Origin of the sequence: Hydrogenophaga sp. (assembly GCF_030158645.1) — a bacterium.
Taxonomy (GTDB): Bacteria; Pseudomonadota; Gammaproteobacteria; order Burkholderiales; family Burkholderiaceae_C; genus Hydrogenophaga.
The window spans coordinates 30,175-50,404 of the sequence record NZ_JAOASO010000162.1; the positions used below are offsets into that span (position 1 = coordinate 30,175).

Consider the following 20,230-nt stretch of genomic DNA (forward strand, 5'->3'; position numbering starts at 1 on the left):
AAAGACAAACGCCAGCTGACGCTGGCGTTTTTTTTCGGCGGTGTTGCCCGTGTCAGCCCTGCTGGCAGAGGGCGTTGGGCCGCTCCCAGCCGGAGCCGTCGCGAGGCCACTCGACGAGCACACCTTCGTCGGTGTGGGCCACGACGCGGCCGTCGGTGCGGTCCAGGCTGCCTTGGTGCAGGCGGTTGACACGAACGCCGGCCTGAAAGCGGGGCGTCTGGAACAGGGTTTGGAACAACTTCAACATGGGAACTCACTAAGGGTTAACCCGTATTTTAGTGCAGAGGTGATTCAAGTGCTTGAGTCATCAGAATCGCTAATGAAGCATCAGGGGCGCCGACCCTGGTGTCGAAGCTGGGGTCCTCCTCGCGGTGCTGATCCAGCATTCCCGGCCACCACGGGCCTTGGCTCGAACCCGACTGGGTCACCGGTTGGTGGGTCCGGAGCCCCGTCGGCGCGCGGGCACGGCGGTGCCTGCGCTGCGTTCAGCCGGTGGTGGTCAGGGTCTGGATCAGGCAGGCACCCGGCCGCCACGGGATCGCCAATCCGCAGCCGCGCGGCCAGCGGCACCGATCGGCTGCGCCGCGCCGCAAATGTCGCCTGCGGCAGGCTCTGCGTGTGTGTGATGGAGCGTCTGGCGATCCGCGAAAGCCTGCGCCCGCGCAGACGTCCTTTGAAGCACGGAACACACTTCGAAACACCATCAAACCCCGCGCCTCGCACCGTTAACCAAGACAATCAGCGCCATGAAAGTCAACATCCACGATCTGGGCTACGAGCCCACCGACCTGCACGTCACCATTTCCGAGCTGATGGTGGCCACCGCCGACCAGTCCGACGACATGCTCGACCGGACCATCACCGAGGTGCTCAAGACCCTGCGCGACCGCATGAACATGGACGTCGTGTTCTGCTCCGAGTTTGTCGACGGGCGCCGCGTGTTTCGCCAGGTGGCCACCGGGGGTGCACACCAGACCGTGTCCGTGGGTGCTTTGGACGAACTCGAACAAAGCTGGTGCCAGCGCGTGGTGGACGGGCGCCTGCCGCGCTTCATGGCCGATGCCCGCGCCGACCCGGTGGCCAGTGCGCTGATGGACCAGTTGCCGTTTTCCATCGGCACCCACATCAGCACGCCGATCGTGCTGAAGAACGGCGAGGTCTACGGCACCCTGTGCAGCTTCTCCTTCAGTCCGCAGGACAACCCGAATCCGGAAGACCTCAAGACGCTGGAGATGACGGCCAAGCTCACCGCGATGCGGCTGGACGGGCGCAACGTGATGCCCGCCCCGCGCGACGTCCCGGCCTGGGACCTCAAGCCCAAGTGACCACAGACCCGTGTCCAGGCGAGGCCTCGTCCTGCAAAAAAGTCGCCCCGCCGCGCGGTCTTTTGGCCGATACTGAAACGCTGAGCCGCGTCCGCAGACCCTGCGAAGCTGGTTGGCGCGGCCGCTGATCGCCCTCCCTGTGTCCCCTCCGGAACGAGACGCCATGGACAACACGACAGCCTCCCACGAACCCACCGATGGGCTCAGCACGCCCTACGATCGAGCGCCCTGTGGGCTGGTCAGCATCGACGCAGAGCTGCGTGTGGTTCACATGAACCAGACCTTGATCGGGTGGCTGGCGCTGGACCCCGCCGAGTTCACCGGCGGTCGGCCCAACAAGCCCACCGACTTCCTGAGCCTGGTGCAGCAGAACGACCCGCACCCCCGCGCCTTGCTGGGTTCGCACCTGGCGCTGCTCTCGCGCGGCGCTCACTGCGCCCCTCTGGAGATCGACATCCCTGGCCCCGGCGACCGGGTGTTCAGGGTCGAGGTGGGGATCGAACCGGTGCTCGATGCGAAGGGCGCTTTTGCCTGCGCCAGTGCGGTGGTGCTGGACGCGACGGGGCGCAGCATGGCCGAGCGCCGGGTCGCCGAGCTCCAGCGTGAGCTCGAACAACGCGTGACCCGGCGCACCAACCAGCTGGTGGCGGCCAACAAGGACATCGACGTTTTCTCGCACAGCGTGTCGCACGACCTGCGTGCGCCCTTGCGCCACATCTCCAGTTTCGTGGCGCTCACACAGGAACGTCTGGGCCCCGGAGCGGACAGCCAGTTGCTGCAATACCAGACCTCGATCGCCAAGGCCAGCAAGCGCATGGGCCTGATGATCGAGGGCCTGCTGGAATACGCCCGCATGGGGCGCGTGTCGCTGGCGCGCCAGCAGGTGCCCCTGAGTCCGCTGGTGCATGGCGTGGTGCGGCACCTGCGGGCCGAGCATCCGGCTCGCGCGATCGAGTGGGTGATCGACGACGACCTGCCGCAGGTGCGCGGCGATGCGATTCTGCTGGCCGAGGTCTTGCGCAACCTGCTGGAGAACGCGGTGAACTTCACGCGCGCCAGGCCGGCGGCCCGCATCGAGATCGGCCAGTGGATCGACAGCACCGGTGAGCGCGTGGTGTTCGTGCGCGACAACGGCGTGGGCTTTGACCTGGAGCACGCGCCGAACCTGTTCGCCTTGTTCCAGCGGCAGCACCACTCCATGGACTTCGAGGGCATCGGCACCGGTCTGGCCCTCGCGCAGCGCATCGTCGAGCGCCACGGCGGGCGCATCTGGTGCGACGAAGCCTCCAGCGAGGGCTGCACTTTCGCCATCAGCCTGCCGGCGCAGGTGATCGACCCCGAGAGCGAGTTCGGTCGGCTGCCCTCCTGAGGGCCGCGCGGCCTGCGCTCAGAAGCGCCGCGTGAGCTCCACGCCGGCGGAAAGCGAACGGCCCAGGCCGGGTTCGAAGAAGCGGCTGTTCCCATCGTTGACGATCACCGAGCCCGCGTGCTTCCTGTCGGTGAGGTTGTCGATGCGAATGAATTCGCGCCACGTCCATGCGCCGGTGGTTTGTTCGAAGCGCGCACCGATGCTGAAGAGTGTGTGAGCCGCCGCCGCATCGCTGTTGAGGTCGTTGACGAACACGCGGCCGGTGTGACGCGCTTCGAGTGTGAACACACTGCCCGCGGCCCAACTGCCCGCGAGGTTGGGTGCCCACGCAATCTGTGCAAACAGCTGCTGCCCTGGAATACCCGGCATCGCATTGCCGGCAGGCACCAGCACCTGGGGGTTGACGCCCGGGCACTGGGTGACGGTGCAGGTGAGGAAACTGTCCCGGTAGCGGGCTTTGATGTAGGTGTAGGCGGTGGTCAGGGTGACCGTGTCCAGGCCGTACTCCGCGGAGAGTTCAACGCCTTGGCGTTTGGTGCGTCCCGCGTTCTGGAAGGTCGAGCGGCCACCCGTGTTGTTCTGCACAACGATCTCGTTGTCGGTGCGGATGTCGAACACGGTAGCGTTCCACAGACCGGCGCCGTTGCGTCCCCGCAAGCCCACTTCGGCGCTCGTGCTGCGGGCCGCATTCAGCGCGGTGTTGAAGCCTGCGGCGCCATTGCTTTGGTAGGCCACTTCGTTGAGTGTGGGGATCTCCAGCCCTTTGCCGACATTGGCAAAGGCCTGCAATCCAGGCGAGAGTTGCCAGCGCGCGCCGATCACCGGCAACGTGGCGCCAAAACTTTTCTCGCCGCTGTCGTTGCCGTTGGCGCCTGTGATGAACCGGTCGCTGGAGGTGTAGTCGGTGTTCACGCGCCGAACGCCCGCACTCAGCGTGATTCGTTCGCTGCTCCATTCGCCTTGCACGTAAGGGTCAAGCGTGGTGGCGCGGTTGGTCTCGTCGCGGCGCAGCGCACCCTGTACGCCCAGCGTGGTGCCGACGAAGTTCTGGTAGCCCTTGCGCTCGTCGGTCTGCCGGTCAGATGCCAGGCCTGCGCTCAGGTTCACGCGGCCGCTGGCCGCCTCGCCGCTCCAGCGCCAGCGCCCGTTCCAGCCCCAGTAGCTGCGGTCGAGGTCGATGACGCCGCCCGAGCTGGTGATGCCTTGTGCGCCGGTGGGAATGGATTGGTATTGCACCACCTGGCGTGTACCGCCATAGCCCATCAGCTCGAGCTTGTGGCCCCCTCCCAGCGCTTGGTCCCACGCCAGCCCGAGCTGACTTTGTGACACCGATTTGCGTGTGTTGAATTGCGTGGCCGAGAAGGTGGTCGCTTCATCGCTGGCTTCAAACTCGGTACGCGACAGACCCAACGGATCCAGCGCAAAGCTGCGTTGCTGGTTGAACAGGATCACGGTTCGCCCGCCGTCGTGAGCCCGCGAGAGTTTCACATTGGCGCTGGTGCGGTCGGCGGCTGACTGCGGGCGTGCGCCGTCGGTGGCGAACTTGCCCACGTCCAGCGTGTAAGACCAGCCGGGGGCTTCGGTCGTGCCGGTCTGGCCAGTGACCTGGGTCGAGAATCGCCACAGACCGTTGGCGCCCATGGCTGCGCCCACCCGCAGTTCACCAGGGCGCCCGCCGTCCTGCGTGTAGGCCAGGATGGCGCCGCCGCTGGAGGCGCCATACAGGGCCGCAAACGGCCCGCGCACGACCTCGATGCGGTCGGCGCTGCCCAGCGGGAAGTTGGCCGCCTGGCCCGAGCCGTCGGGCGCGCTGGCCGGGATGCCGTCCACAAACAGGCGCACGCCGCGCACACCAAACGTGGAGCGCGCGCCATAGCCGCGGATGGAAACCTGCAGGTCCTGAGCGTAGTTCTCGCGGTTGCGGATCACCAGACCCGGCACGCGCCCCAGACCCTCGGAGAGGTTGATCTGCAACTGGCCGGCGCGCAACTCGCTGCCATCGACCACGTCCACGGTGGCTGCGCCGCGCCAGCGCTGGTCGGCCGAGCCGCTGCCGGTGATGACCACCGGTGCGAGTGCACCGCCATCGGATTCCGGCGGTTGCGGGGTGGTCTGGGCGTGAAGCCACGCGGGCAGCACGGCGAGGGGGAAAAGAACCAGGGAGCGCACTTGCATGGTGTGACGGTGTTTTGGCGGTCGGGGAGGTCAGGGCGCTTGCACGCTGATCTGCAGCGAGGAATACCAGGCGGCGAGATCCTCGATCTCGGCGTCGGTCAGGGGTTTGGCAATCACACCCATCACCTCGTGCGCCCGCTTGCCGCTGCGGTAGTTCTTGAGTTGCTCCACGAGGTAGATGGCGGGCTGGCCGGCGAGGTGGGGTGCGTTGGGCATCATCGACATGCCGGTGGGGCCGTGGCAGACCGCGCAGGCCGCGTTGGCTTTGGCGCGGCCGACCACAGCGTCGGCGGCGTGTGTGGCGCCAACGCTCAATGCGGCGGCGGCCATCAGGATGGAAATTCGCATGGGAGAGGTCCGTTCAAGCGTGAAACTGCGCAGGCGGCCCGCAAGGGCCGCCTGCGCGAGGGATCGGGACAGATCCCGGTCGGATGCCGAGATCAGTTCGGCGAGTAGGTGACGCGGTAGATCGCGCCGACGTAGTCGTCGGAGATCAGCAGCGAGCCGTCTTTCATGGGCGCCACATCCACCGGGCGGCCCTTGTACACACCGTTGCTGTCCAGCCAACCTTCGGCAAACACCTCGGACTTGCCGGCCGTGCCGTTGGCGTTGAGCGGGATGAAGTTGATCAGCGCGCCGGTGGCCTGGCTGCGGTTCCACGAGCCGTGCGAGGCCACGAAGATGCCGCCCTGGTACTTGGCCGGGAATTGCTTGCCGTTGTAGAAGGTCATGCCGAGCTGGGCCTGGTGGGCCGGGAACTCCACCTGCGGGAAGACCGCGTTCGCGGGTTCCTTCATGTCCTTGAGGTCGGGCGCTGCGGCCGTGCCTGCCACCTTGAACTTGCCGTTCCAGTACGGGTAGCCGAAGTGCTCGCCGACCTTGGTGGCGCGGTTGAGTTCACCCGGTGGCACATCGTCGCCCAGGCCGTCGGTCTGGTTGTCCGTCCACCACACCGACTTGTCCTTGGGGTTGATGTCCATGCCGACCGAGTTGCGCATGCCGCGCGAGAACACCTCGCGCTTGGAGCCGTCGAAGGCGTTCATGCGCACGATGCCGCCAATGCCGATCTTGTCGTACAGGTCGACCTTGCCGGCGGGCTGCACGTTGTGGGGCTGGCCCAGGGTCACATAGAGCATGCCGTCGTCGGCCACACGGCAGGTGCGAGCGCCGTGGTTGAACGACTCCTCTTCCACCGGAATCAGGCCGCCCTGGGGCACCACCTCGATCACGGCCACGTCCGGGCCTTCGTAGAAGAACTCGGCGGCGGGGAAGTTGAGCACGCGGTTGTGTTCGACCACGACGAGGAAACCGTCCTTGGTCCAGCACACGCCGTTGGGCACCTTGAAGTTGATCGACGGTGCAAAGGGCTTGACCTCGTCAGCCGTGCCGTCGCCGTTGCGGTCGGTCACGGCCCACACGCGGGTTTTGCGGGTGCCCACGAAGAGCATGTTGGTGCTGGGGGCCACCGCCATATGGCGCGCGTCGGGCACCACGGCGTAGAGCTCGATCTTGAAGCCCGGCGGCAGCTTCACGGCCTTGAGGTTGGCCCGGATCGCATCGGCATTTTTGCCTTCTTGCGGCACAGGCGGGATGTTCAGGTCGACGCCTGAAACCTTCATCTGCTTGAGCGTGGACAGGTTGTCCTTGCCTGCCTGGGCCAGGGCGCCCGTGACCATGCCGCAGGCCATCAAGGCCAGCAACAGTTTGCTGCTTTTCATGTTTGTCTCCTCTGTGGGTTTTGGAATCCCGAAAAGATCGTTTCGGGAAAATCATTCTGAAGGGAAACATGAAATGCAGGCAAGCCGCGCGCGCGGTGGGGGTTTTGGTGTTGCGCCGCTCAGAATGCCGGTGCGACGTGCTAACGCATGCCCTCGAACCCCTTCGAGGTGGCTGGCGGTGGTTCAGTCTGGCACCACCGCCGTCACTTCAATCTCGACCTTCGCCCGCGCCTCCACCAGCGCGCTCACTTCCACGCAGGTCATGGCCGGGAAGTGCTTGCCCATGACCTCGCGGTAGGCCTCGCCGAGTTCGCGCAGGCGGTTGTTGTACTCCTCCCGGTCGGTGATGTACCAGGTCATGCGCACCATGTGCTGCGGCCCGGCGTCGGCGCAGGTCAGCACGTCTCGGATGTTGAGCAGCGCTTGCCGCGTCTGTGCGATGAAGTCGTCGCTCTCGAATTGCTGGGCGCTGTTCCAGCCGATCTGGCCGCCGACGAAGACGTGGGTGCCGCGTGCGGCGATGCCGTTGGCATAGCCCCTGGGAGTGGCCCAGCCGGGCGGTTGCAGGTGTTTCATCTGGGTTGTCTCAGTGCTGTTGGATGGCTTGCTGTCTGAGCGCAAAGCGCTGCAGCTTGCCGGTTTCGGTGCGTGGGAGCTGGGTCACAAAGACCACCTCGCGCGGGTACTTGTAGGGCGCCAGGCTGTGCTTCACGTGGTCTTGAAGCACCTTTACCTGCGCGGCGTCGGCAACCTGGCCCGGCTTGAGCACCACGAAGGCCTGCACGATCTGGCCGCGCTCCTCGTCGGGCTTGCCCACCACGCCGCACTCGGCCACGGCCGGGTGCTCCAGCAGGGCGGCTTCCACCTCGGGGCCGGCCACGTTGTAGCCGGCGGTGATGATCATGTCGTCGGTGCGGGCCTGGTAGAAAAAGTAGCCGTCGGCGTCCATGCGGAAGGCGTCACCAGGGTGGTTCCAGCCGCCTTTCACATAGTTCGTCTGGCGCTCGTCGCCCAGGTAGCGGCAACCGGTGGGGCCGATCACGGCGAGCTTGCCCACTTCGCCCACGGGCAGCGGCTCCCCGGCGTCGTTCACGACCCGCGCCTGGTAGCCCGGCACCACCTGGCCGATGGCACCTCGGCGCACCGACTCGGGCGGCGACGAGATGAAGATGTGGAACATCTCGGTGGCGCCAATGCCGTCGAGCATTTCAAGGCCGGTGGCTTCTTTCCAGAGCTGGCGCGTGGCGTCCGGCAGACCTTCGCCAGCGCTGACGCTGATGCGCAGCTTGCCGATGCCGTGCACTTGGGCGAAGGCCGCCATCTGGCGGTAGAAGGTGGGTGCGGTGTAGCAAATGGTGGCGCCCACGCGGATCATGAGCTGCACCATGCCCTCGGGCGTGTAAGGCACCGAAGGGAAATACACCGAGGCGCCCGCCCACATGGGAAACACCAGCAGACCACCCAGGCCGAAGGTGAAGGCCAGCGGCGGCGAGCCCATGACGATGTCGTCAGCCGTGGCGCGCAACACGTGGCGCGGCCAGGTTTCGCAGGCGGCGAGCACGTCGCGGTGGGTGTGCACGGCGGCCTTGGGCGTGCCGGTGGTGCCGGAGGTGAAGGCGAGCAGTGCAGCGTCGGTGGCGGCGGTGGGGCAGGGCGCGCTGTGCACGCATTGGCGACGCGCCATGGCCTCTAGCGAGTTGGGTGCGTCTGCGTCGGCGGTGTTGAACACCAGCATCGCCATGCCGGCGGTCGATGGGTCGGCGGCGAGCGCGATCTTGAGTTCGTCCTGCAGTTTCACGTCGCACAGCGCGAGCACCGGCTGCGCCTTGTCGAGGATGGCGCCCAACTCTCGGGCGCGCAGCAGTGGCATGGTGGCGACCGCGACCAGCCCGGCCTGCACCGTGGCCAGCCAGGCCAGCGCCATGGCCACCGAGTTGCCGCCGCGCAGCAGCACGCGGTTGCCTGGCACCAGGCCCAGTTCCACCGTGAAGGCGTTGGCCAAGCGGTTCACCTCAAGCTGGGCCTGCGCATAGGTCAGGGTGCGATCGTCGCTGCGAAACAGCGGACGGTCGCCGTGGCCCGCCGCGAAGGCGCGATCAAACAGCGTCTGCACGGCGTTGACCTGAGCCGGGAACTGCAGCTCGGGGCGGTCAAAGCGCAGCTCGGGCCACTGCTCGGGCGGCGGCAGGCGGTCGTGCACGAAGGGGTCGACCTGGGCGGAAGGGACGGCGATGGGTTTCATTTCAAGGTCGCTTTTCCAAGGATCAGCAACTGCACCTCACTGGCGCCCTCGTAGATGCGCAGCGAGCGGATGTCGCGGTAGAGGCTCTCCACCTTCTGGCCCACCTGCACGCCACGCCCGCCGAACATCTGCAGTGCCATGTCGATCACGCGCTGCGCGTTCTCGGTGGCGGTGAGCTTGGCGGCGGCGGCCGCCGTGGTGTAAGCCGGTGTGCCCATGCCCTGGGTGGTGCTGCAGTCGCGCTGCCAGGCCGCGCGGTAGGTGAGCAGGGCGGCGGCGTCGACGAGGGCGCTCATCTCGCCCAGGCGGGCCTGCGTGAGCTGGAAGTCGGCCAGGGTCTGGCCGAACATCTTGCGGTGCTTGGCCTGCGCCACGGCCTCGGCCAACGCGCGGCGCGCCATGCCCAGCGCGGCGGCCGCCACCGAGGCGCGGAAGATGTCCAGCGTCTGCATGGCGAGCTTGAAACCGCCGTGCAGCGGGCCGACCATGGCGTCGCTGCCGAGCGCACAGTCGGCCAACCGCAGCGTGGCCAGCGGGTGCGGCGCCATCACGTGGATGTGTTCGCTGCTGTCCAGTCCGGGGGCTCCCGCGTCAACGATGAAGGCGCTGATGCCGCGCGCACCGGCCTGCGGGTCGGTCTTGGCGAACACCACATAAAAGTCGGCCAGGTCGCCGTTGCTGATCCAGGTCTTGGTGCCGTTGAGCAGCCAGCCGCTGGTGGTCTGCACGGCCTGTGTGGCCATGGCCGCCACATCGGAGCCGGCGTCGGGCTCGCTGAGCGCGAAGGCCGCGATCTTCTGGCCGCTGGCCACGGCGTTGAGGTATTTCGCCTGCTGCGCCGGTGTGCCGGCGAGCGTGATCACGCCGCTGCCCAGACCCTGCATGGCGAACGCGAAGTCGGCCAGGGGCGAATGAAAGGCGAGCGTCTCGCGCAGGATCACCAGCGAGCGCGAATCCAGCGCGGGCAACTCGCCGCCGTGCGCGGCCGGCACGCAGTAGCGCAACCAGCCCGCATCACCCAGGCGCGCCACCCAGTCTTTGCACGCAGCGCGGTCGTCGCTCTCGTTCACGTCTTGCAGCGCGGCCCAGTCGGCCAGACGCGGCGCCATGGCGCGGTGGTGCGCGTCGAAGAAGGGCAGTTCCCACTGCGATTGCGGTGGGTGCATGCCGTGGGGGTGTTCGAAGGCGACCATGTTCAGTCTCCCTGGAACTCTGGGCGTTGTTTGGCCGCGAACGCTTCGTAGGCGCGCTTGAAATCCTGCGTCTGCATGCAGATGGCCTGTGCCTGCGCTTCGGCCTCGATCGCCTGGTCCAGCGTCATGGCCCACTCCTGGTGCAGCATGGTCTTGGTCATGCCGTGTGCGAAGGTGGGGCCTTGCGCGAGCTGGGCGGCGAGCTGGTGCGCGGCGGTCAGCAGCGCGGCGTTCTCGTGCAGCGCGTTGAAGAAGCCCCAGGCGTGGCCCTCTTGCGCGGTCATGGCGCGGCCGGTGAACAGCAGTTCGCTGGCGCGGCCCTGGCCGATCATGCGCGGCAGCAGCGCGCAGGCACCCATGTCGGCACCGGCGAGGCCCACGCGGGTGAACAGGAAGGCCACCGTGGCTTGGGGCGTGCCCAGGCGCAGGTCGGAAGCCAGCGCCATCATGGCGCCGGCGCCGGCGCACACGCCATCCAGCGCGGCCACGATGGGCTGCGGGCAGGCGCGCATGGCGCTCACCAGCGCACCCGTCATGCGGGTGAAGGCCAGCAGCTCGGGCATGGTCATCCGGGTGAGCGGGCCGATGATCTCGTGCACGTCACCGCCCGAGCAGAAGTTGTCGCCCGCGCCGGTGAGCACCACGGCCTTGATGTCGGTGCTTTTCTGCAGCGCCAGGAACCAGTCGCGCAGCTCGGCGTACGACTCGAAGGTCAGCGGGTTCTTGCGCTCGGGCCGGTTGAGTGTGACGGTGGCCACGCCGCCGTTCACGCTGAGCGCGAAGTGGCTGGGGCGGGCATCGGCCATGGCGGTGTACTGGCCGCGCATGGGGTTGTGGTCGGGGATGGGGTGTTTCATGCTTCGATGCGCTGGTTGATATCGAGTTGATGCGCTTTCACCTTGCCCAGCAGCTTGTGCAGGCTCTCCAGGTCGCGCGGGCTCAGGCCTTCAAAGGCGTCCACGATCCAGGCCTCGTGCTGGCGCGCCATCTCGGCGAAGGTGGTGCGGCCAAGATCGGTGAGCGCCACGCGAAAGGCACGGCGGTCGCCGTCGACGTCCAGCCGCTCCACCAGGCCTTCGTTGACGAGCTGGTCGGTGATGCCGGTCACGTTGCCACCGGTGACCATGAGCCGGTGAGACAGCTCCTTCATCTTCAAACCCTCGGGATGGCGCTCCAGCTGGGCCATGAGGTCGAAGCGCGGCAGCGTGGTGTCGAACTGCTCGCGCAGGCCGGCGCGCACGCGCTTTTCGATCAGCTGCGAGCAGGTCAGCAGGCGCAGCCACAGGCGCAGCTCGTGCGCGTGTTCGCTGTGGGCGCGGGCTTCAAGATCCAGCGGAGAGGTGTTCATGGTGTGTTCGCGTTGAGGGCTTGCTGGCGCGCGGTCTCGCGGTAGAGCTGGTCGCGCCCGCTCTCGTAGGGGTGCGGCCACCGCAGCGCACGGGTCTGCAGCTTGGCGGCTTCGTGCAGCGTCCAGGCCGGGTCGGCCAGGTGCGGGCGGGCCACGGCGCAGAGGTCGGCGCGGCCGGCGGCGATGATGCTGTTGGCGTGGTCGGCTTCTTGAATAGCTCCCACCGCCATGGTGAGGATGCCGGCCTCGTTGCGCACGCGGTCGGCGAACGGGGTCTGGTACATGCGGCCGTAGACCGGCTTGGCCTGGCGCGTGGTCTGGCCCGAGGACACGTCGATCACGTCGCAGCCGGCGGCCTTGAACAGCCGGGCGATGGCCACCGCGTCGTCGGGTGTGTTGCCACCGGGTGCCCAGTCGTGCGCGGAGATGCGCACGCTCATGGGCCTCTCAGTCGGCCACGCGGCGCGCAGGGCGGTGAAGACCTCCAGCGGATAGCGGCAGCGGTTCTCCAGTGAACCGCCGTACTCGTCGGTGCGCAGGTTGGTCAGCGGGCAGATGAAGGCCGAGAGCAGGTAGCCGTGGGCCGCGTGCAGTTCGAGCCAGTCGAAGCCGGCGGCGGCGGCGCGCTGCGTCGATTCGACGAAGGCCGCCATGAGTGCGTCCATGTCGGCGCGGGTCATGGCGCGGGGCACCTGGTTCTGTTCGCCATAGGGCACGGCGCTGGCCGAGATCAGGGGCCAGTTGCCGCTCTCCAGCGGTTCGTCGATGCGCTCCCACCCCAGTTGCGTGGAACCCTTGGGGCCGCTGTGGCCGAGCTGGATGCCGATATGGGCATGGCTGGCATGGGCGAAGTCCACGATGCGCTTGAACCCGGCTTGCTGCGCGTCGTTCCACAGGCCGGGGCAGCCGGGTGTGATGCGGCCCTCGGGCGTGGGGCTGGTCATCTCCACCATCACCAGCGCGGCACCGCCGAGCGCGCGCGCGCCCAGGTGCACCAGGTGGTAGTCGCCCACCGCACCGTCCACCGCGCTGTATTGCGCCATGGGCGAGACGACGATGCGGTTCTTCAGCGTGAGGCCGCGCACCGTGAGCGGCAGCAGCATGGGCGGTGTGGGGTGTTTTTTTGCCGGCGTGCCGGGCTTGGCCTGTGCTTCCAGCCAGGCCTCATAGCCTTCCAGCCAGGCCGGATCGCGCAGGCGCAAATTCTCGTGGCTGATGCGCTGGCTGCGCGTGAGCAGCGAGTAGGCGAACTGCTCGACCTCCATGCCGGTGTAGCGGTCCACGTTCTCGAACCACTCGGTGGAGTTGCGCGCGGCGTTCTGGATCTTGAGCACTTCCACGCTGCGGCGCGCCTCGTAGCCCTGCAACACCTCGGCCACATCGGCGTTGGCGTGGCGCGTGAATTCGTTGGCCAGGTCGATCGCGTCTTCGAGCGCGAGCTTGGTGCCGCTGCCGATGGAGAAGTGGGCGGTGTGGGCAGCGTCGCCCATGAGCACGACGGGTATCTGGCGACCTGCCACCTCGATTCGGTGTACCCATGTTTTGCAGATCACGCGAGGAAAGCGGATCCAGTTGGCCGAGCCGCGCAGGTGCTGCGCGTTGCTGATGAGCGCGTGGCCCTCCAGCCGCTCGGCGAACAGCTTCTCGCAAAACGCCACGCCTTCTGCCTGCTCCATCTGGTCGATGCCGTGTGCCTTCCACACCGCTTCGGGTGTTTCCACGATGAAGGTCGAGGTCTCGCCGTCGAACTTGTAGGCGTGCGCCTGGAACCAGCCGTGCTCGGTCTGCACGAAATCGAAGGTGAAGGCGTCAAAGGTCTTCTTGGTGCCGAGCCAGACAAAGCGGCATTCGCGCGTGTCGATGTCGGGTTGGAAGGTCTCGGCGTAGCGGGTGCGGATGCGGCTGTTGAGGCCGTCGCTGGCGATCACGAGATCGGCGTTGTACTGGGCGGCTAGGGCCTGGTCGTCGGCCACGTCGGTCTCGAACACCAGATTCACACCGAGGGCGAGGCAACGGTCCTGCAGGATGTTGAGCAGCTTCTTGCGGCCGATGCCGCAGAAGCCGTGGCCGCCTGAGCGCACGCGCCCGCCCTTGTAGAAGACCTCGATGTCGTCCCAGTGGTTGAAGGCTTCGCCGATCAGCGAGGCCGACTCCGGGTCGGCCTCGCGCAGGTTGCCCAGCGTCTGGTCGGAGAGCACGACGCCCCAGCCGAAGGTGTCAAAGGGTCGGTTGCGTTCGACCACCGTCACGGTGAGCGAGGGATCGCGTCGCTTCATCAGCAGGGCGAAGTAAAGGCCGGCCGGGCCCCCGCCGATGCACAGGATGCGTTGGAGTGCCGAGTCTGGAGTGTTCATGCCTAATTAGTTTAGACTTGAAATATTCAGCATCAATCGGGTTTACCCGCATCGCCGACGTACCCCAGTCGGTATGGAGTACGCTGGTGCAACAACGAAACCCATTCAAGGAGACAACATGTCCCTGTACCGATTCAAATCCCGCGAAACCGGCGACCTGGTGATGCTGGAGCAGCACGGCAAGCGTCTCCTCGAAATTCTTGGCAAGGACCCCTCGGGCCCCGGCCTGGTGATGCACCAGCAGATGCCCGCCGCCATGCAATCGATCCGCGACGCCATCGTGACCGAAGAGGCCGATCAGAAGAAGCAGATCGAGGAAGCCGCGGCCCGCGGCGACGTGGCGCCGGTGTTCGATTCGGTGAGCCTGCGCATGCGCAGCGCGCCATTCATCGAGATGCTGGAGCGCTGCGAAAAAGCCGGGGTCGATATCGTCTGGGGGGTCTAGAAGAAGCACTCCCCGCTAGGAAAGAAGCGCCCCCCGCGCGGCTTCGCCGCTCCCCCCTCTCTCGCCTTCGGCGGGAGGGGGGCGACACCTGGGGCCGGCGGAGCCGGACCCTCGGTGTCCCTGGGGTGGGGCACGCGCGCCGGAGCGCTTGTGTGTGTCGACAGTGGGTGGCGATGCTCTGCTCCGAAGCGCGATGGCCGAACCCAGGATGCCGCGGAACCGGCTCCGCCGGGCCGCAGGCATCGCCCCCTTCAGGGGGGCGCGCGAAGCGCGGCAGGGGTCAGTCGACTTTTGCGCCGGACGCCTTCACCACCGGCGCCCACTTCGCAATCTCGGCTTCGATCAGCTTGCTGAATTCCTGCGGCGTGTTGCCGCTGGGGATCGCGCCCTGGCCCAGCAGGCGTTCCTTCACCGCGGGCAGACCCAGTGCCTTGGCGGTTTCCTGTTGCAGGCGGTTCACCACCTCCGGCGGCGTGCCGGCGGGCGCGAGCAGGCCGAACCAGGAGCTGGCTTCAAAGCCGGCGAGTGCGCCGGCCTCGGCCACGGTGGGGGTGTCGGGCAGGGCGCTGGAGCGCACGGCACTGGTCACGGCAAAGGCCTTCAAGCCGCCCGATTGGATGTGCGGCATGGCCGAGGGCAGGTTGTCGAACATCACGTCCACCGCACCCACCAGCAGGTCGGTGATGGCCGGGCCGGAGCCGCGGTAGGGGATGTGCGTCATGAAGATGCCGGTGCGCGACTTGAACAGCTCGCCCGCCAGGTGGATGGACGTGCCGTTGCCGCTGGAGGCCATGTTGAGTTTGCCGGGGCGGGACTTGGCGTACTTCACGAAGTCGGCCACGTTGTTGATGCCCAGTTCCTGCGCGCGCTTGGTGTTCATCACCATCACGTTGGGCACGCCGGCCACCAGCGTGATGGGGGCAAAGTCTTTCTGCGGGTCGTAGGGCAGCTTGGAGTACAGCGACTTGTTGATGCCGTGCGTGCCCACGGTGCCCATGAGCAGGGTGTAGCCGTCGTTGGGTGACTTGGCCACCAGGTCGGCGCCGATGTTGCCGCCTGCGCCCGCGCGGTTGTCCACCACCACGGGCTGCCCCAGCACCTTGCTCAGTTCGGGCGCGAGCGTGCGCGCCAGGATGTCGGTGGTGCCGCCGGGTGCAAACGGCACCACGATGCGGATCGGTTTGCTGGGCCATGCAGCTTGCGCGGCCACCAGAGAGGGGAGGGCGGTGGCAGCGGCAGCGAGGGCAATGAGGGTGCGGCGGGAAAGCTTCATGGTTGTCTCCTGTTGTGGTTGTGCTGGTCAATGTAGCGGCTTCGGGCGCTGCGCAGTGCCTGTGGGCGACACACGCATGGCCCAAACAAATACAGCCCGCGCGGGCGGGCTGTATTCAGGGTTGCGCAAGGCTCAGTCGGCGAACTGGCCGGCGGCGTCGATCGCGGTCTTGAGCTTGGTGATCTCGTTGGCCACAAACGCCTTGTGACCGGCGGGGGTCACGCGGTTGTCGTTCACGACGATGGCGCCCAGATCTTCCTGGCTCTTGATGAACTCGGGGTCCTTCAGGGCCACTTGCAGCGCGTCGTTGAGCTTCTTGGTCACGTCGGCTGGCGTGCCCTTCGGTGCGTACAGGCCGTGCCAGATGGTCAGGTTGAAGCCCTTCAGGCCCATTTCCTGCAGCGACGGGTAGTCCTTGAGCAGCTTGTGGTTGTCCAGGCGCTTGGCGGTCGTCACGGCGAAGGCCTTCACGCGGCCGCCCTCGATCTGCGAGGTGGTGTTGGTGGTCTGGTCACACATCACGTCGACCTGCCCGCCGATCAGGTCGTTCATGGCCGGGCCGGTGCCGCGGTAGGCAATGGTGGTCATGGACTTGTCGAGCTTCACCGCCGATTGCCACATCAGACCGCAGATGTGCGAAGCGGAACCCAGGCCGGCGTGCGCCAGGTTGAGCTTGCCGCCGTTGGCGCGGATGTAGGCCTCGAAGTCGCGGTACGTGTTGGCGTTGAGCTTGTTGGTGCCCAGCAGCGTCATCGGCACGTCGTTGATCATGCCGAGGTACTCAAAGTCTTCGAGCGGCTTGAACTGCTGTTTGCGGTACAGGCTGGTGGTGGCGGCCATGCCGATGTGCCACACGAGCAGGGTGTAGCCGTCCGGGTTGGCGCGGGCCACCTTGGTGCCGGCGATCGTGCCACCAGCGCCGGCTGCGTTTTCCACCACGATGTTGGCGCCGCCCAGGGGCTTGCGCATGGCTTCGGCCAGACGACGGGCCACCAGATCGGTTGGGCCGCCGGCGGCGAAGGGCACCACGAAAGTGATGGGCTTGGCCGGGAAGGCCTGAGCAAAGGCGCCGACCGAGACGGTGGCTGCCAGAGCGACGGCGAGCAGTTTTTTCATGGGATCTCCAACGGGGGTTAAGTACCCACGATGGTATCCCCCATGCGACAGCAGGAAATCGCGGAAATTACTTAGCCCGGTGCATGGGAAAACCCTTTGCTGCGCCGCAGCGAGAAGCGCTGGGGACGACTTCGGTACTACTGGTAGCTGCGCGCGTCCTCAATGACCTTGCCGTCGTTGGGGAGGCTGCCGGGTGGCACGAGCTGCACATCGCTGCGCAGCTTTGTGACGTCGCGCACGGCCACCGCGATCAAGTCGCGCAAGCTGTCGTCTGCCTCGCTGGCCTCGACCTTCAGGCACATCTGGTCGTTGGCCATTTCACCGCTGACCACCAGGCGCGCCTTGTGCACCTGGGGGAAACGCCGCGCGATGTCGGCCACCTGGGCGGCGTGCACAAACATGCCCCGCACTTTGGTGGTCTGGTCGGCACGGCCCATCCAGCCCTTGATGCGCGGTGCGGTGCGGCCGGTCGGGCAGGTGCCCGGCAAGATGGCCGACAGATCGCCGGTACCGAAGCGGATCAGCGGGTACCCGGCGTTGAGCGTGGTCACCACCAGCTCGCCGACCTCGCCCTCGGGCACCGGGTCGCCCGTGCCCGGGCGCACGATCTCCACGATCACCCCTTCATCGAGCACCAGGCCCTGGCGCGCCTGGGTCTCGTAAGCCACCAGCCCCAGATCGGCCGTGGCGTACGTCTGGTACACGGCCACGCCCTGCTCCTGGAACCAGGCGGTGAGGCTGGGCGGGCAGGCTTCGCCACCCACCGACGCCTTGGTGAGGCTGCGGATGTCGGTGCCTGTCTCCTTGGCTTTTTCCAGCAGGATGCGCAGGAAGCTCGGCGTGCCGGTGTACGCGTTGGGTTGGAGGTCCACCATCGCGTCAAGCTGTTGCTCGGTCTGGCCGGTGCCGGCGGGGAACACGGTGCAACCCACGGCGTGGGCGCCCGACTCCAGGATGAAGGCGCCGGGGGTCATGTGATAGCTGAAGCTGTTGTGCACGAGTTCACCCGCGCGAAACCCCGCCGCGAACAGCGCGCGACCCGAGCGCCAGTAGTCGCGCACCGTGCCTTCGGGTTCGTAGATCGGACCCGGGCTGGCAAACACACGCGACATGGCCGGACCACGCACCAGCGCGGCAAAACCACCGAACGCATCGCCACCTTGCGCACGCGAGGCTTTCTGGCGCTCCAGCAGCTCGCTCTTGCGTGTGACGGGCAGGCGGGCCAGCGCAGCACGGCTGCCGATGCTGGCGGCGTCCACGCCTTTGAGGATCTCGGCCAACGCCGGGCTGTGGCGCTGTGCGTGCGCGATCTGCGCAGGCAGCGCGGCCATCTGGGCCGCTTCGCGCTCGGCGGGCGCTCGGGTTTCGAGGTGGTCGAAGTGGTCGTTCATGGTGTTCCGGTGCGAGATGGAAAAAAGGTGGGTCAAGCCAGCCAGCGTTTTCTGCGCTTGTAGCTTTTCACATCCTTGAAGCTCTTGCGCTCGCCTCCACCCATGCCCAGGTAAAACTCTTTCACGTCTTCGTTGTTGCGCAGGTCGGCGGCCAGGCCATCCATCACGATGCGCCCGCTCTCCATGATGTAGCCGTAGTCCGCGTACTTCAGCGCCATGTTGGTGTTCTGCTCGGCCAGCAAGAAGGTGACTTTCTCCTTCTGGTTGAGGTCTTTGACGATTTCGAACACCTCTTCGACGATCTGCGGCGCCAGGCCCATGGAGGGTTCGTCGAGCAGCATTACGCTGGGGTTGGTCATGAGGGCGCGGCCGATGGCGCACATCTGCTGCTCACCGCCAGAGGTGTAGGCCGCCTGGCTGGTGCGCCGGGTCTTCAGGCGGGGGAAGTAGTTGTAGACCTTCTCCAGGTTGCGCGCAATCTCGGCCTTGTCCTTGCGGGTGTAGGAGCCGGTCATGAGGTTCTCTTCGATGGTGAGGTGGGCAAAGCAATGCCGCCCTTCCATGACCTGCACCACACCGCGGTGCACGAGGTCGGAGGTGCTCAGGTTCTCGATGCGCTCACCCCGCAGCTCGATGCTGCCCTTGGTCACTTCGCCGCGTTCGGCCTTGAGCAGGTTGGAGATGGCGCGCAAGGTGGTCGTCTTGCCCGCGCCATTGCCACCGAGCACGGCGGCGATCTTGCCCTCGGGCACATTGAGCGAGACGCCCTTGAGCACGAGGATGACGTGGTTGTAGATGACCTCGATGCCGTTGACGTTGAGGACGTTGCTGGGGATGCTCTCTGGGGTGGTCATGGGAATGTCCTGTGTGGCCAATTCAAAGACGTGCGCGGAGCAGGTCTTTGAATTGGCGGCTCTTGCGAGCCGCCAGGTTCAGCCCGTGATCAGCTCTGGCAGTCGGCGCCGGTGCGGCGGGTCAGTTTTTTCTCGGCGGCGTACTTGTCGGCAGCAGCCTTGACCAAAGGCCGGATGATCTGTTCATCGCCCTGCAGCCAGTCGGACGTCCATTCGAACTTGCTGCCGTTCCAGGTGTGCACGCGGGCCCACGAAGCGCCCATGTGGTCCTGGCAGCTGGTGGAGATCGGGCGCATCACACCCTTGAAGCCCAGTGCGTCCAGTTTGGCCTGGGTGAGGTTCAGGTTCTCGTAACCCCAGCGGGCCTGTTCACCCGTCATGACCTTGCCCTTGCCGAAGCGTTCTTGTGCCGCACGCACGCCTTCGACCGCCAGCATGGCCGCCTGCAGACCGCGCATGTAAAGCACCTGTCCGACCTCGTCCTTCGGCCCCGTGCCATTGCCCTTGCCGTGCACCTTGGTCAGGATTTCCTTGGCGACATCCGCGTTGGGCTCGGCGCCGTGCTGCATCATGATGGCGTTGTAGCCCTTGGCGCCCGCGCCCACGTCTTTCACATCGGGCTCGGCACCGGCCCACCACACGCCGTACATCTTTTCGCGAGGGTAGCCGGTGGCCTGGGCTTCCTTCAGTGCGGTGGAGTTCATCACGCCCCAGCCCCAGTTGAGCACGTAGTCCGGGCGGTCACGGCGGATCTGCAGCCAGGTGGCCTTCTGCTCCACACCCGGGTGCGTCACCGGGAGCAAACTGAGCGTGAAACCATGCATGGCCGCGCGTTCCTGCAGCAGCGGGATCGGTTCCTTGCCGAACGGGCTGTCGTGGTAGACCAGCGCGATCTTTTTGCCCTTGAGCTTGTCCAGACCACCCTCTTTTTTGGCGATGTGCTGGATGAGCGTGTCGGCGGCCACCCAGTAGGTGCCCGAGAGCGGGAAGTTCCACTTGAAGACGCCACCGTCCGCGGACTCGCTGCGGCCATAGCCGGCGGTGATCAGCGGGATCTTGTCGCCCGGGGCCTTTTCGGTCAGCGCGAAGGTGATGCCGGTGGACAGCGGCTGGAACACCGTGGCGCCACCGTTCTTGCCTTTGAGGCGTTCGTAGCACTCCACGCCGCGGTCGGTGGCGTAGCCGGTTTCGCACTCCTCAAACGACACCTTCACGCCGTTGATGCCACCGCGCTCGTTGACCAGCTTGAGGTAGTCCACGTAGCCGTTGGCGAACGGCACACCGTTGGGCGCGTAGGCGCCGGTGCGGTACACCAGCACCGGGAAGAACTGTTCCTTGGCTTGCGCCATGGCACTCGGCGCCACCAGTGCGGCAGACAAGCCGGCGCAGGCGATCGACACGGACAGAACCAGATTTCGCAGCTTCAT

General features: G+C 66.6%; 18 protein-coding genes. 3 read left to right on the forward strand and 15 right to left on the reverse strand.

Annotation, left to right across the window (positions count from 1 at the left end):
* Positions 1 to 52: 52 nt before the first annotated feature.
* Positions 53 to 247: a hypothetical protein gene (locus tag Q1W68_RS17450; protein ID WP_300650794.1), complete on the reverse strand. Its 195-nt coding sequence runs from the start codon at positions 245 to 247 to the stop codon at positions 53 to 55.
* A 499-nt stretch (positions 248 to 746) separates the two neighbouring features.
* On the opposite strand from Q1W68_RS17450, the gene Q1W68_RS17455 reads away from it, so the two are divergent.
* Together Q1W68_RS17455 and Q1W68_RS17460 are read left to right on the forward strand one after the other, a co-directional pair.
* A complete protein-coding gene (locus Q1W68_RS17455; RefSeq protein WP_300650795.1) occupies positions 747 to 1,325 on the forward strand; it encodes a GAF domain-containing protein in 579 nt (192 codons plus the stop codon).
* Between the two features lie 163 nt (positions 1,326 to 1,488).
* The gene (locus Q1W68_RS17460) at positions 1,489 to 2,694 is read left to right on the forward strand and encodes an ATP-binding protein (protein WP_300650796.1); all 1,206 of its coding nucleotides are present in this window, start codon (positions 1,489 to 1,491) and stop codon (positions 2,692 to 2,694) included.
* An 18-nt stretch (positions 2,695 to 2,712) separates the two neighbouring features.
* On the opposite strand, the gene Q1W68_RS17465 is transcribed toward Q1W68_RS17460, so the two are convergent.
* The 9 genes from Q1W68_RS17465 to Q1W68_RS17505 all read right to left on the reverse strand — a co-directional run bounded on the left by Q1W68_RS17465 (position 2,713) and on the right by Q1W68_RS17505 (position 13,724).
* Positions 2,713 to 4,869: a TonB-dependent receptor gene (locus tag Q1W68_RS17465; RefSeq protein ID WP_300650797.1), complete on the reverse strand. Its 2,157-nt coding sequence runs from the start codon at positions 4,867 to 4,869 to the stop codon at positions 2,713 to 2,715.
* Between the two features lie 30 nt (positions 4,870 to 4,899).
* Complete coding sequence (locus Q1W68_RS17470; protein WP_300650800.1) at positions 4,900 to 5,217, reverse strand: cytochrome c; 318 nt, start codon at positions 5,215 to 5,217, stop codon at positions 4,900 to 4,902.
* A gap of 92 nt (positions 5,218 to 5,309) precedes the next feature.
* Positions 5,310 to 6,587 carry a PQQ-dependent sugar dehydrogenase gene (locus tag Q1W68_RS17475; RefSeq protein WP_300717179.1) on the reverse strand — a complete coding sequence of 426 codons (1,278 nt, stop codon included), beginning with the start codon at positions 6,585 to 6,587 and terminating at the stop codon, positions 5,310 to 5,312.
* Positions 6,588 to 6,770: 183 nt separating this feature from the next.
* Positions 6,771 to 7,163, reverse strand: a complete 393-nt coding sequence (locus Q1W68_RS17480) for a RidA family protein (RefSeq protein ID WP_300717180.1) — start codon at positions 7,161 to 7,163, stop codon at positions 6,771 to 6,773.
* A gap of 10 nt (positions 7,164 to 7,173) precedes the next feature.
* Positions 7,174 to 8,829, reverse strand: a complete 1,656-nt coding sequence (locus Q1W68_RS17485) for an AMP-binding protein (protein ID WP_300717181.1) — start codon at positions 8,827 to 8,829, stop codon at positions 7,174 to 7,176.
* A complete protein-coding gene (locus Q1W68_RS17490; protein WP_300717182.1) occupies positions 8,826 to 10,022 on the reverse strand; it encodes an acyl-CoA dehydrogenase family protein in 1,197 nt (398 codons plus the stop codon). Before Q1W68_RS17490 ends, Q1W68_RS17485 begins: the two co-directional genes overlap by 4 nt.
* A 2-nt stretch (positions 10,023 to 10,024) precedes the next feature.
* On the reverse strand, positions 10,025 to 10,879 hold the full coding sequence (locus Q1W68_RS17495) for an enoyl-CoA hydratase family protein (protein WP_300658172.1): 855 nt from the start codon (positions 10,877 to 10,879) through the stop codon (positions 10,025 to 10,027).
* Positions 10,876 to 11,355 carry a MarR family transcriptional regulator gene (locus Q1W68_RS17500; RefSeq protein ID WP_300717207.1) on the reverse strand — a complete coding sequence of 160 codons (480 nt, stop codon included), beginning with the start codon at positions 11,353 to 11,355 and terminating at the stop codon, positions 10,876 to 10,878. Before Q1W68_RS17500 ends, Q1W68_RS17495 begins: the two co-directional genes overlap by 4 nt.
* Before the next feature lie 11 nt (positions 11,356 to 11,366).
* Positions 11,367 to 13,724 carry a bifunctional salicylyl-CoA 5-hydroxylase/oxidoreductase gene (locus Q1W68_RS17505; protein ID WP_300717183.1) on the reverse strand — a complete coding sequence of 786 codons (2,358 nt, stop codon included), beginning with the start codon at positions 13,722 to 13,724 and terminating at the stop codon, positions 11,367 to 11,369.
* A gap of 118 nt (positions 13,725 to 13,842) precedes the next feature.
* Between Q1W68_RS17505 and Q1W68_RS17510 the strand changes: the two genes are divergently transcribed.
* Positions 13,843 to 14,169: a DUF1840 domain-containing protein gene (locus tag Q1W68_RS17510; protein WP_300650814.1), complete on the forward strand. Its 327-nt coding sequence runs from the start codon at positions 13,843 to 13,845 to the stop codon at positions 14,167 to 14,169.
* Between the two features lie 280 nt (positions 14,170 to 14,449).
* Here the strand turns inward: Q1W68_RS17510 and Q1W68_RS17515 are convergent, their stop codons facing one another.
* From Q1W68_RS17515 to Q1W68_RS17535, 5 genes are all read right to left on the reverse strand, one after another.
* Positions 14,450 to 15,442 (reverse strand): tripartite tricarboxylate transporter substrate binding protein, encoded by a 993-nt coding sequence (locus Q1W68_RS17515; protein ID WP_300717184.1) that lies wholly within the window; start codon positions 15,440 to 15,442, stop codon positions 14,450 to 14,452.
* 132 nt (positions 15,443 to 15,574) lie between these two features.
* Positions 15,575 to 16,558 carry a tripartite tricarboxylate transporter substrate-binding protein gene (locus Q1W68_RS17520; RefSeq protein WP_300717185.1) on the reverse strand — a complete coding sequence of 328 codons (984 nt, stop codon included), beginning with the start codon at positions 16,556 to 16,558 and terminating at the stop codon, positions 15,575 to 15,577.
* A 137-nt stretch (positions 16,559 to 16,695) separates the two neighbouring features.
* A complete protein-coding gene (locus Q1W68_RS17525; RefSeq protein ID WP_300650819.1) occupies positions 16,696 to 17,949 on the reverse strand; it encodes an AMP-binding protein in 1,254 nt (417 codons plus the stop codon).
* 32 nt (positions 17,950 to 17,981) lie between these two features.
* Positions 17,982 to 18,803: an ABC transporter ATP-binding protein gene (locus tag Q1W68_RS17530; protein ID WP_300650820.1), complete on the reverse strand. Its 822-nt coding sequence runs from the start codon at positions 18,801 to 18,803 to the stop codon at positions 17,982 to 17,984.
* Positions 18,804 to 18,892: 89 nt separating this feature from the next.
* Entirely contained in the window at positions 18,893 to 20,230 is a 1,338-nt protein-coding gene (locus Q1W68_RS17535) for an ABC transporter substrate-binding protein (protein ID WP_300658176.1), read from the reverse strand.